Raw genomic sequence first — 12,669 nt, 5'->3', positions numbered from 1 at the left:
AAATGGCTAGGGTATATATAGGATTAGTTCATTATCCTATCTATAATAAACATAATCAAATTGTAACTACAGCTATTACAAATTTTGATATTCATGATATTGCTAGGACCGCACGGACATATGGAATTGATAAATATTTTCTTATTCATCCATTAGATACACAAGCTGAATTAGCAAACAATGTAATTCAGTATTGGCAGGATGGATATGGTGGACAGCATCACCCAGATAGAAAAGAAGCGTTTAGAACATTAAGTCTTGTTAAAACCATTGATGAAGCGATTTCTAACATTAAGGAAGAAACGGGAAATGAGCCTTATATTATCACAACAGATGCGCGTATTTATCCTAATACAATATCTTATTCTCATTTAAGAAAAAAAATCGAAAATGATAATAACTCTTATTTAATTTTATTTGGTACTGGATGGGGGATTGAAAATAAAGTAATGGCTCAATTTAACTATATTCTAGAGCCTATTTATGGTCCTGTTGATTATAATCATTTACCTGTTCGTGCTGCAGTTGCAATTATTTTGGATCGTTTGCTGGGCGAACTTTGGTGGGAAAAATAAGTTTAAAAATATTTGAATTTGTAAAATATTTATGATATACTAGTTCAGTATCTAGACGGTCCGCTACGATTTTATCGCAATGAACGTCTAAAATGAGGAGGAAAATATAAATGAACATTATTCAAGCTTTAGAACAAGAACAACTTCGTACAGATATTCCCGAATTTATTCCTGGAGATACTGTTCGCGTACATGTAAAAGTTGTCGAAGGATCTCGCGAACGTATTCAAGCATTTGAGGGCGTTGTAATTGCGCGTCAAAGCGGTGGAGTTCGTGAAACATTTACTGTAAGAAGAATTTCTTATGGTGTTGGTGTAGAGCGTACTTTCCCTGTACATTCTCCAAGACTTGAAAAAATTGAAGTTGTACGTAAAGGTATTGTTCGTCGTGCGAAACTTTATTATTTACGTAATCTTACTGGTAAAGCTGCTCGTATCAGAGAAAGACGCTAGTAGTATAATAGGGGCTGTTATAGTCCCTATTCTTTATTTTAGGAGGTAATTGATATGAGCAATATGTCATTGGGTGAAGAGGTTAAAGATTGGTTTATTTCGATACTTATCGCTGTTATTTTAGCTTTTTTTATTCGTTATTTTATCGTTGAGTTATACTTGGTAGAAGGGCCTTCTATGCAACCAACCTTGTTGAGTCATGAAAGATTAGTTGTGAATAAATTTATTTATCGCTTTCGAGAGCCGGAAAAAGGGGAAATTTTAGTTTTTCGTTATCCAAAGGATCCAAGTCGTGACTTTATTAAAAGAGTTATTGCAGTTGCTGGAGATACGATTGAAATTAAAGATGGAAGAGTTTTTGTTAATCATCAGCTGATTAATGAACCATATATATTAAATCAGACTCGTGGTTCATATCCATTATCAACGGTTCCTGATGGAACAATTTTTGTAATGGGAGATAATCGTAATAATTCTGAAGATAGTCGCTTTAAAGATGTTGGTTTTGTTCCTTTGGATTTAATTAAAGGAAAAGCTATGATGGTTTTTTGGCCAATTGACAACATAAAAACATTACCATAAAAACCAGTATTTTACATACTGGTTTTTATTATTAAAAAATCTTCTTTTTGTAATACTATATATAGAAATTTATATATAGTATTATTGTTGAGGTGGAATTGGTGAATAAATTACAATTAATAGAAATTTGGGATGCTGTTATAAAATTAGATATAGTTAGTGAAGGTGCTTTAAATGAAGAAATCAAACTGATTATAAATAAAATTGAAAAAATAGAAAATGGCATAAATTAAGGTTAGTAAAGGGGAAATATGTCTTATTTACAAAAACGCTAACATGTATGTAAGTATAAATGCTTTTTATTATAAATTGAAGCTTACTAATATGGTACAATTGATTTAATTAAATGGATATTAAGAAATTTTGAACTCTATTATCTCAATCTTCAAAACATTATATTTATATAATTATAATGAAAAATTAGGATGTGATTAACGAATAGTTCATCAAGTTCAAGGATTTTCTTATTCACTTTTTAAATGACTTAGAATCGGAAAATTACATAAGTGGCTATTGGAAAATTTTATTAAATATTAAAGACATAGTAAAATTAATGCTTTATAAAAGGATGGGAAAAGATGATAGAAGAAAATAAAAATGATATGCCAACGATAAATTGGTTTCCTGGTCATATGGCAAAAGCCAGGAGATTAATACAAGATAACTTGAAATTGGTTGATGTGGTGGTAGAGTTGCTTGATGCGCGCATTCCTTTGAGTAGTGCAAACCCTATGTTAGCAGACCTTATTGTAGATAAACCTCATATGATTGCTTTAAATAAGGCTGATTTAGCAGATCAAATAGCAACAAAAGAATGGATTCACTACTTTAATCAGAAAAATATTCCAGCAGTTGCTATTGATTCAATGACTGGAAAAGGAATGAAACTATTATTAAAGACAATAGATGAGCTGGCAAAAGAAAAAGTAAATAAACTGGTAAGTAAGGGAGTAAATGCACGTTCAGCACGTGTTATGATTCTGGGAATTCCAAATGTAGGAAAGTCATCTTTGATTAATAGATTGGCTGGTGCAGCCATAGCTAAAACCGCAGATAAGCCAGGCGTTACAAGAGCTAAGCAATGGATAAAAATCGGTAAAAATCTTGATTTATTAGATACTCCGGGTGTTTTGTGGCCTAAATTTGAAGATATGCAAGTCGGATTAAAGCTAGCTTTTACTGGTGCAATTAATGATGAAGTTTATGATATGGAAAAAGTAATGAATATTTTTTTAGAGACTATGATTCAGTACTATCCAGAGCGATTGATTGAGCGCTATAAATTGCAAAGTGATTTATTAAAAAATTCATCAGAGGTATTACAGGCAATTGCTAGAAAAAGAGGCTGTTTATTAAAAGGCGGAATTATTGATGAGGAAAAAGCCAGACGAATTATTTTAAATGAGTTTCGGAATGGGAAACTAGGATTAATTACCTTAGACCGAATAAATTCAATATAAAATAAAGGTGTAAAATCATAAAAATATGACTTTACACCTTTATTTTATATTGAGTATTTAGATAATAAATCTACTACTTCTTCTTTATTAGAATCAACGACAATAGTTTTTTGATTACTATACGTTACAAATCCAGGTTTTGCTTTTCCGGGTTTTTTTACATAACGTCGTTGGGTATAGTCGATAGAAACTTTTGATGATCCACAAGCCTGACTAAAGTATGCTGCAAATTTTGCGGCTAAAAGTAATGTGTTTTCATTAATTATTTTTTCATTTGTGTGAATGATGACATGCGAGCCAGAGTGATCTTTGACATGAAGCCACATATCATTTGCTTGCGCAATTTTGAAAGTTACCATATCATTTTGAAAATTATTTTTACCAATCCATATCAATGTATCTTCTGTTAAAAAAATTTTTAAAGGTGAAGATGGCTTGTATATTTTCGCGGATTTTTTTTTCTCTTGGATATAGCCTTCAGCTACTAGTTCTTTTTTTATTTCTGCTATTTCACTCAACGTTTGCGAAGAAATTAAAGAAACATCAATGCTTTCAAGATATGAAATCATATGTTGAGTTTGATAAACTTGATCTTTTAACAGAAGTTGTGCGCGTTTAAGCTTATTGTATTTGCGATAATAATTTTGGGCGTTTTTAATCAAAGAAAGGGTAGGATCAATTTCTATTTGGACTAAATTTTCATCAGGAAATTCACTATAAATATTAGGAAGGTTTATCGCCGTAGCATTGATATCAGCAGTTATTGTATATTGGAACGTAGTTAATAAATCCCCTTTAATTTTAAAAGTCTGTGACTTATTAGCATCTTTAAGTTCATCTTTTAATATAAGTAATTTATTATTTAATTTAGATAATTCATTTTTTATTAATTTTAATAAAACTTCTTTTTCTGGAAGAGAATAATTTGCTTCTTTCCTTATTGTATAATCTATTAACTCACTCATTGTAGGAAAGGTTATCTGCTTATTGTTAGATGATTGAGAAGGAAATGGCAAAAGAGCAATTATTTTATTTTGTTCATTTTGAACAAGTGTAGGGATTATCTTATTCGTGAGGATAAAATTTTTAATTGTATCTATTGCAATATGTATTTTTTCCAAATCTTTTTTTGTTAATTCTTTAACGTATCGGTCAACGGAAAGTCGAGAATAATTTAAAAATTCTTTTGCTATCATAGGCCCTATCCCCATGGCTACGTTCATAAATGCCTTATGTAATGGCAGTTCAGGGTTTTCAAGCAGACGTTCTACAAAACAATTCGTTGATGCGTCAATAAAATTTATTTTATTTTGTTTTGGTGGTTCTATATATGGCTTATTTGGCAATATCTCTCTAAAACGATTCATTTGTCGAGTAATTTTTTTTAAGCAATCAATAATTATATTATCTTGTAATAGAATTACATTACTGTATTTTCCCATAAGTTCGATAACAAGCGTTTTAGTTACGATAGCCCCTCCTGTCCCGATAACATCAATATCCATAGATAATAATCTATCTAAGTTGCTTTGCTTTATTGATGCGATACGCCCGTTTTCAAGATGCTTGCGTAGCAGCATACAAAAAGCAGGCGGATTCATTGGTGCATCGACTGTTTGATTTGTTAAATGTAATATAGGATGATTAGAATTGGTGGATAGGTGAAGAATATAATTTTTTTTAGGAATACGAATAAAAAAGAATAAAGTATCTTTATTTAATTGTACAATTTTATCAATTCGCCCTCCTGCGATATGAATATTTATTTCATTTACTAAAGGACAAAGTGTAATTCCATCAATGTTCATAAATACCTCTCAGCTTATAGATTCATCATTTGGATAAATTAGATTTTAGTTATCCTGACAGTATATCATTGGATGAATAAATGGTCAAACTATTCTAATTTTAATTGGCAAAGAATAGTATTGGTAAAGAATGTTGATACTGAGGTGATGGCATAGTGAAAGATTATAAAGAATACTTACATGAAAGTAATGATGTTGCTAAATATTTTAACGTTAATATAGAACAAGGATTAAGTAGTGCTGAAAGTAAAATTAGACTGCGTAAATATGGCTACAATGAAATCACGGAAAAAGAGAAAGAGACTATATGGAAAAAAATATTATCCCAGTTCAAAGATTTTATGGTTTTAATATTGATTGGTGCTACTATAGTATCACTATTATTAGGAGAGTATACGGACGCGATTACTATTTTAATCATCGTAATTTTAAATGCGGTATTAGGTTTTGTTCAAGAATTTCGTGCTGAAAAATCTATTGAGATGCTAAAAAAATTATCGACACCCCATGCGAAAGTTTTGAGAAATGGATTTTGGCAAGAAATAAGTACTAAACATCTAGTTCCAGGAGACATCATTTCTTTTCGTGCCGGTGATAAAATTTCTGCTGACTGTAGATTATATGAAGTAAATAATGTTGAGGTAAATGAGTCTTTACTTACGGGGGAATCTATACCCGTAAGCAAAAATATAAAGAAAATAATAAAAGAAGTTAGCTCGGTTAATGACAGAAAAAATATGATTTATGCAGGAACTATTATTATAGCTGGTATCGCAAAAGGAATTGTTTGTCGAACAGGAATGAGTACTGAAATGGGGGAAATCGCAAATTTATTGCAAATAGACAGCAACAGCAAAACCATCTTAGAAAGAAATCTAAAATATCTAGGTAATCGTTTACTATTATTTTGTTTAGGCATTTGTTTGAGTATTGTACTGATTGGGATACTTAAGGGTGAGCCGATTTTCTTTATGTGTATGTCTGGGATTAGTTTAGCTGTAGCAGCCATTCCGGAAGGGTTACCAGCAATTGTAACAATTGCATTAGCTTTAGGTGTACAAAAGATTATAAAAAAAAATGCGATCATTCGTAAATTACCTATTATAGAAACTTTAGGATGTGTTAATGTCATTTGTTCGGATAAAACAGGTACTTTAACAAAAAATGAGATGACTGTAAAAAAAATTTTTATGCTTGATGAAGATTATCAAGTTACAGGTGATGGTTATTCTTTACATGGTCAGTTTATTAGAAATGAACAATCTATCAGTACAGCAGAAGGTCAAAGTTTAAAAGAATGTTTAAAGGCTTTTACTTTATGCAATAATGCAATATTACAAAAAAACAAAATAGAAATTAATGAAAAATGGAGAAGGGAAGAAAGTAATTGGAGTATCGATGGTGATCCTACAGAAGGTGCACTTATTGTTGCTGCTGCGAAATGTAACATGTGGCGAGAAACTATTGAAAAATCAAATAAAAAAATCAAAGAATTTTCTTTTGATTCATTTTTGAAGATTATGTCTGTTCTTTATGCTAATGAAAAAAAAGAACTTGTTTTATATACAAAGGGTGCACCTGAGAAAGTATTAGAGCTTTGTACACATTGCTATATAAATGGAACGCGAAATGAATTAACGAATGCCTTAAGTGAGAAAATTCTTAATGAATGTAACACTATGGGGAAAAAAACTATGCGTGTTTTAGCAATCGCGACGCGAAAAATTCCTAGATGGGATGAATCGTATAGTAATCGTGACATGGTAGAATGCAATCTGGATTTTCTTGCATTGGTAGGAATGATTGATCCCGCTCGTGAAGAAGCTAGAGAAGCGATACAAATTTGTAAAAATGCTGGAATTAGAACGATTATGATTACTGGAGATAATCCTAATACTGCTGTTGCTATAGCCAAAGAACTAAAAATGTTCAATGAAGATAAAGATATCGTATTAACAGGACAAGAAATTGAAAAAATTCCAAGGGATCAATATAAAAAGGCTTTTAAAAATGTACGAATTTTTGCGAGAGTATCACCTAGACATAAACTAGAAATTGTAAAATCCTTAAAACATTCTGGTAATATAGTTGCAATGACTGGAGATGGAATTAATGATGCGCCAGCACTAAAAGAAGCTGATGTTGGAATTGCTATGGGAAAAAACGGAACTGATGTAGCGCGGGAATCATCATCTATGATTTTAATGGATGATAACTTTGCTACTATTGTCGCGGCTATTGAGGAAGGTAGAGGAGTATATGCAAATATTCGAAAATTTTTACGCTATCTTTTAGCATGTAATACTGGTGAAGTTTTAACAATGTTTTTGGGAATTCTCATCAGTTTGCCTATTCCCTTACTACCGGTACAAATATTATGGGTTAATTTGGTGACAGATGGATTGCCGGCTATGGCACTAGGTTTTGATAAAAACAGCAAAAAAATTATGCAAGAATTGCCACGACAACGAAAAGAAAAAATTTTTTCGCGTGGATTGTTAAGAAAAATTATATATAGAGGCATTCAAATTGGAATCACTTCTATTTTAATATTTATATGGAGTTTAAGTTATCATCAAGATATCAATTATGCTAGGACAATGGTTTTTACGACGCTAGTTTTTTCTCAGATTTGTCATGTTTTTGATTGTAGATCAGAATCTAGTAATGTTTTTAAAATAGGAATTTTCGGTAATTATTATTTAAATATTGCCGTATTGATTTCTATTACATTACAACTAGCTGTTATATATATCCCATATATGCAAAATATTTTTTACACTGTTTCTTTAGGTTGGATAGAATGGGTACTGATTCTTTTTGCTTCTGGTATTGGTTTAATTACAAGTGGAATAAAAACATTATTTTCTATGGAAAACAAAGTTGCATATAAAGCCGTTAGCAAGTAGAATATATTTAATATAGATTTTAGAATAGGAGATTATACTAATGGGATTTAATTTTACAAAATGGCATGGAGCTGGTAATGATTTCGTTCTTGTGAACGGGTTTACAGAAACAATTCTTGATTTTGAAAAAACTGCAATTGCTGTTTGTAATCGTAATTTTGGAATTGGCGCAGATGGCTTAGTTATCATTTCACCATCAGAAATTGCTGATTTTAAGATGAGAATCTTTAATTCAGATGGCAGTGAAGCTGAAATGTGTGGGAATGTTACTCGCTGCGTAGCTAGATATGTTTATGAAAATAAATTAACAGAAAAAACAAAAATTGAACTGGAAACAAAAGCAGGAATTATTCGTCCGGAAATAATTTTTGAAAATGGAATATTTAATCAGGTAAAAGTTGATATGGGAGAACCTATTTTATCCGGAGCGCTTATTCCAGTGATAGGTTTTGGAAATAATAGAATCATCAATGAAAAAATATTAGTAGATACAATAGAATATAATATGACCTGTGTATCTATGGGAAATCCCCATTGTGTAATTTTTGTGGATGATATGAAAAAGATAAATTTAAATTCTATTGGACCTAAATTAGAGGTACATAAGAGCTTTCCTAAAAAAATAAATGTTGAGTTTGCTGAAATAAAAAATGAGCATCATATTCGAATGAGAGTATGGGAACGTGGAGCAGGAATTACTTTGGCGTGTGGTACTGGCTCGTGTGCAACTCTAGTTGCTGCAGTATTAAATAACAAGACTGAGCGAAAAGCAACTTTAGAGCTAGATGGTGGTAATTTAATTATTGAATGGGCGGATAATAATCATGTATATATGTCTGGCCCAGCCCAGGAAGTTTTTCATGGAGTATATCTTTAATTATTTTTATGAGGGGAGAGATTTTCTTTGAAAATTCTTAGTTTATTATTTTTTTTTACAATTATATTAACTAAATCAGCATTTGCGATTGCTCCCTTAAATAGTCTTACCATAGAACAAGCAGAATTATATGGGATTAGCCAAGTTAAAACAGAGTCTTTTGAATTTACTAAGCCGTGGTGTGCCTATGAGGAAAAAACAACTATTTTAAATGAATCTTCGGAACATGCTCATTTATATACCAGTTTTTTGCTTATTGCTACGGAGTCACGGGAAAGAGCTATACAAAAGCAGCCTGCGATGCAGATTGAAGATACGGAAAAAATAATTAGTGATTATGTGAATTTGCTAAGTTTTAGTATTCAGCTAAAAGGAAATACAAGTGATTTTTGTAAAGGAACACGCGCTTTTTTAAAGCAGGAAGATTCTATTTATCCAGTGATTTATTCTAAGATACCCAATAATGCTGAGAAAATTTTAGGTGAATCAGAAAATAATTATTTTGTTCAAGGGTATGTTTATTTCGATGAAAGTAAGGTAAATAAAGAAAAACCGGTCGTTTTAATTATTTTAACTGATGATAATCGGGAACATCGATTCTTTTTTGATTTAAAAAAAATAAAATAGTTCTTAAAGATAAGTTAACATTAAATTAAATAATGTTAACTTATCTTTATATTTTTTGTGAAATTAAAAGGAATTTTGTATTAAATGATGAATATTTAATAACGCGTCCATGATGAGAGTAGGTGTTGAGATGCTTAAAAGTATGACTGGTTTCGGTCGGGAAATGTATATAGGTGAATCATTTCAATGCGAAGTTGAAATAAAAACAGTAAATCATAGATATACTGATATTATGATTCGCCTGCCTAAAAAACTTAATTTATTAGAAGATAAAATACGTAATTTAATTCTGCAATCTATTAAGCGTGGGCGGATTGAAGTTTCTATTGTTTTATCTGAATATAATATCCAAAATGAAATAAAAGTTGACAAAGAGTTGGCAATATCGTACCATAAGGCATTAAAGGAATTATCTAAAGTGATACATACGGACTTTGCTCCTAATATTTATGAACTTGCAAAATTTCCTGATGTCTTAGTGCGAGAAGAGAAAGAACTGGATATAGAGCAGTTGGAACCTCAAATTTTAAATGCAGTTGAAAAAGCGACGGCAAGACTCTGTGAGATGCGCATTTTAGAAGGAAGTAATATTCTGGCTGATTTAAATAGGAGAATTGATTTATTAAAATCTCAAACCAATGAAATAGAAGAATATGCTGATGAAGTTACGAAAACCTATGCACAAAAATTGTTGCTTCGAATTCAAGAAGCTTTAGAGGATAAAGGGATAGGTCTTGATCAAAATAGAGTTTTACAAGAAGTTGCATTATTTGCGGATCATTCTAATATAACAGAAGAAATTGTAAGATTAGAGAGTCATTTTGAACAATTTTTTATTTCGATAAATAGTAATAGTGATACGATTGGGCGGAAGTTAGATTTTATTATTCAAGAGATTAATCGTGAAATTAATACTATAGCATCAAAAGCGAATAGTTTTTCCATAGCGAATCTTGCAGTTAACATGAAAAGTGAAGTTGAAAAAATACGTGAACAAATCCAAAATATTGAGTAATACTCATCTATAGGAGGTATAAAGGTGGAAATTAAGCTTATTAATATCGGTTTTGGTAATATCGTGTCAGCAAATCGTATTATTTCTATTGTTAGTCCAGAATCTGCGCCAATTAAGAGAATTATCCAGGAAGCTCGTGACCGCGGTATGCTAATAGATGCTACTTACGGGAGAAGAACTCGTGCCGTTATTATTACAGACAGTGATCATGTGATTTTATCAGCAGTTCAGCCAGAAACCGTCGCACATCGCTTGATAAGCAAAGAGAACAATGACGAAGCTGAATAGAAGGGAATGTAATTAAAGTGATGGAAAAACTTTTGCTTGTTTTATCCGGGCCATCTGGTACGGGAAAAGGAACAATTTGCAAAGAGATATTAAATAAAAATAAAGAAATTAGATGCTCTATTTCAGCAACAACAAGAAGCCCAAGATTGGGTGAAATAAATGGTGTAAACTATTGGTTTACATCAAAAAAAGATTTTTGTGAAATGATAGAAAATGACGAATTGCTCGAGTGGGCAGAAGTTTATGATAATTATTACGGAACACCTATAAAAAAGCTTCAAGACATGTTAAAAGATAATGATGTAATTTTAGAGATTGATATTCAAGGTGCATTACAAATAAAGAAAAAATTTCCTAATGCAGTTCTAATTTATATTTTACCTCCTTCCATTGAAGAGTTGATTAAACGGCTGCATGACCGAGGAACAGACTCTTTAGAAGTTATTGAAAAAAGGTTAAGTTTAGCTCGTGAAGAAATTGCAAAAGCTGCATGCTATGATTATGTAGTTGTTAATGATAAGATTGAGCTTGCTGTAAAAAAAATCATGGCAATTGTCATAGCTGAGCGTTGTAATGTAATTAGAAATAAAATTTTAATAAGAAATATATCTGAAAGTAGAGGCGAATCTAAATGATTAATCCATCGTTAGATATTTTAGTTAAAAAAGTTGATAGTAAATATACATTGGTTGTATTAGCTGCTAAAAGGGCAAGAGAGCTTATGGACGGTGATACCTTAACTGTTCATACAAAATCAACGAAAAAAGTAACAAATGCTTTAGAAGAAATCTATGATAATCAAATATCGTACAAAAGAACTAAATCTGGCATAAAGTAGGTATTTCATATGCTACAAAACAAGAATATTATTGTTGGTGTTACGGGAGGAATTGCTGCATATAAAGCTGTTGAAATCGTCAGCCGTTTAAGAAAAAATGGTGCAAACGTCCATGTTGTTATGACAAAAGCAGCACAAAATTTTGTAACGCCTTTGACTTTTCGTGAAATCAGTGGAAATCCGGTTAATACGAGTATGTGGAATGATGTCCCAGTGTGGAATGTTGAGCATATTTCATTAGCTAATTTAGCTGATTTAGTATTAATTGTTCCGGCAACTGCCAATATTGTTGGCAAAGTAAAAAATGGCATTGCAGATGATATGTTAACTACTTTAATCATGGCAACGAAAGCTCCAGTTATATTTGCACTAGCAATGAATGCCAATATGTATGAAAATAAAATATTACAAGATAATATAAAAGTTTTACATACCTACGGGTATAAATTTATTAAGCCTGGATCAGGCCATTTAGCTTGCGGTATTAGTGGAATTGGAAGATTGGCAGATCCAAAAGATATTGTTGAAGAAATAAAACAACATTTTATTTCTAATCAAGCTTTAATAAACAAAAAAGTGTTAGTAACTGCAGCTGGGACAATTGAAGCAATCGATCCAGTCAGGTATATCGGCAATCGTTCGAGTGGAAAAATGGGGTATGCTATTGCAAAGCAAGCGGCTTTATTAGGAGCTAGCGTTGTTTTAGTTTCTGGACCAAGCTATTTACCAAAACCAGAGGGTGTAACATTAATAAAAATAGAAAATGCATTAGAAATGCGAGAAATGGTATTAAAGGAATATAAAGATGCAGATATTATCATTAAAGCTGCTGCGGTAGCTGATTATCGGCCACGTACTGTGGAAGAAAACAAAATAAAGAAAAATGAAGAGAGGTTAATTTTACAGTTGGAAAAGAATCCAGATATACTTCAAGAATTGGGGCAATTAAAAGAAAAAAATCAAATTTTAGTTGGTTTTGCTGCTGAAACTCAAGATTTGATTAAGTATGCCAAAGACAAAATCCAACGGAAAAATTTAGATATGATTGTAGCAAATGATGTTTCATTACCTGGTGCAGGGTTTAATATTGATACAAATATTGCAAAAATTATTTATAAAGATGGTAAAATTGAAAATCTTGATAAAATGTCTAAAGATGAACTAGCATGTCTGATTTTAGATAAAATAATTAATAAATATTATAATGTATCTTGATTTTTATAAAAAGATACATTATG

14 protein-coding genes are annotated in these 12,669 nt (G+C 31.2%); 13 read left to right on the top strand and 1 reads right to left on the bottom strand.

Translation table 11 applies throughout. The annotated features are described in order from the left end of the window. Positions 1-2: 2 nt before the first annotated feature. The 5 genes from P3F81_RS06520 to ylqF all read left to right on the top strand — a co-directional run bounded on the left by P3F81_RS06520 (position 3) and on the right by ylqF (position 3,069). Positions 3-575 (top strand): RNA methyltransferase, encoded by a 573-nt coding sequence (locus P3F81_RS06520; RefSeq protein WP_147668802.1) that lies wholly within the window; start codon positions 3-5, stop codon positions 573-575. Positions 576-685: 110 nt separating this feature from the next. After that, on the top strand, positions 686-1,027 hold the full coding sequence (rplS, locus tag P3F81_RS06515; protein ID WP_147668800.1) for a 50S ribosomal protein L19: 342 nt from the start codon (positions 686-688) through the stop codon (positions 1,025-1,027). 54 nt (positions 1,028-1,081) lie between these two features. After that, positions 1,082-1,609 carry a signal peptidase I gene (gene lepB / locus P3F81_RS06510; protein WP_147668798.1) on the top strand — a complete coding sequence of 176 codons (528 nt, stop codon included), beginning with the start codon at positions 1,082-1,084 and terminating at the stop codon, positions 1,607-1,609. Between the two features lie 101 nt (positions 1,610-1,710). After that, positions 1,711-1,842, top strand: coding sequence for a hypothetical protein (locus P3F81_RS06505; RefSeq protein WP_309320187.1), 132 nt, complete (start codon positions 1,711-1,713; stop codon positions 1,840-1,842). Between the two features lie 345 nt (positions 1,843-2,187). Then, complete coding sequence (gene ylqF / locus P3F81_RS06500) at positions 2,188-3,069, top strand: ribosome biogenesis GTPase YlqF (RefSeq protein ID WP_147668796.1); 882 nt, start codon at positions 2,188-2,190, stop codon at positions 3,067-3,069. Positions 3,070-3,113: 44 nt separating this feature from the next. Here the strand turns inward: ylqF and P3F81_RS06495 are convergent, their stop codons facing one another. Continuing rightward, on the bottom strand, positions 3,114-4,877 hold the full coding sequence (locus P3F81_RS06495) for an Rqc2 family fibronectin-binding protein (protein ID WP_147668794.1): 1,764 nt from the start codon (positions 4,875-4,877) through the stop codon (positions 3,114-3,116). A 155-nt stretch (positions 4,878-5,032) separates the two neighbouring features. Here P3F81_RS06495 and P3F81_RS06490 point away from each other — a divergent pair, with 155 nt between their 5' ends. From P3F81_RS06490 to coaBC, 8 genes are all read left to right on the top strand, one after another. Further along, positions 5,033-7,786, top strand: coding sequence for a cation-translocating P-type ATPase (locus P3F81_RS06490; RefSeq protein ID WP_147668792.1), 2,754 nt, complete (start codon positions 5,033-5,035; stop codon positions 7,784-7,786). Positions 7,787-7,826: 40 nt separating this feature from the next. Next, positions 7,827-8,663: a diaminopimelate epimerase gene (gene dapF, locus P3F81_RS06485; protein ID WP_147668790.1), complete on the top strand. Its 837-nt coding sequence runs from the start codon at positions 7,827-7,829 to the stop codon at positions 8,661-8,663. A 27-nt stretch (positions 8,664-8,690) separates the two neighbouring features. After that, the gene (locus P3F81_RS06480; protein WP_147668788.1) at positions 8,691-9,290 is read left to right on the top strand and encodes a hypothetical protein; all 600 of its coding nucleotides are present in this window, start codon (positions 8,691-8,693) and stop codon (positions 9,288-9,290) included. A 130-nt stretch (positions 9,291-9,420) separates the two neighbouring features. Next, positions 9,421-10,305 carry a YicC/YloC family endoribonuclease gene (locus tag P3F81_RS06475; protein ID WP_147668786.1) on the top strand — a complete coding sequence of 295 codons (885 nt, stop codon included), beginning with the start codon at positions 9,421-9,423 and terminating at the stop codon, positions 10,303-10,305. 24 nt (positions 10,306-10,329) lie between these two features. Then, positions 10,330-10,593, top strand: coding sequence for an extracellular matrix/biofilm regulator RemA (gene remA / locus P3F81_RS06470; RefSeq protein ID WP_147668784.1), 264 nt, complete (start codon positions 10,330-10,332; stop codon positions 10,591-10,593). Between the two features lie 20 nt (positions 10,594-10,613). After that, positions 10,614-11,228 carry a guanylate kinase gene (gmk, locus tag P3F81_RS06465; RefSeq protein WP_147669236.1) on the top strand — a complete coding sequence of 205 codons (615 nt, stop codon included), beginning with the start codon at positions 10,614-10,616 and terminating at the stop codon, positions 11,226-11,228. After that, positions 11,225-11,431: a DNA-directed RNA polymerase subunit omega gene (rpoZ, locus tag P3F81_RS06460; RefSeq protein ID WP_147668781.1), complete on the top strand. Its 207-nt coding sequence runs from the start codon at positions 11,225-11,227 to the stop codon at positions 11,429-11,431. Before gmk ends, rpoZ begins: the two co-directional genes overlap by 4 nt. Before the next feature lie 9 nt (positions 11,432-11,440). Further along, a complete protein-coding gene (gene coaBC, locus P3F81_RS06455) occupies positions 11,441-12,646 on the top strand; it encodes a bifunctional phosphopantothenoylcysteine decarboxylase/phosphopantothenate--cysteine ligase CoaBC (RefSeq protein WP_147668779.1) in 1,206 nt (401 codons plus the stop codon). Positions 12,647-12,669 lie beyond the last annotated feature (23 nt).

The sequence above is a fragment of the Selenobaculum gibii genome (assembly GCF_030273445.1).
Classification (GTDB): domain Bacteria; phylum Bacillota; class Negativicutes; order ICN-92133; family ICN-92133; genus Selenobaculum; species Selenobaculum gibii.
Note: the sequence above shows the minus strand (reverse complement) of the source record. Positions and strands in the feature narration are given on the sequence as shown.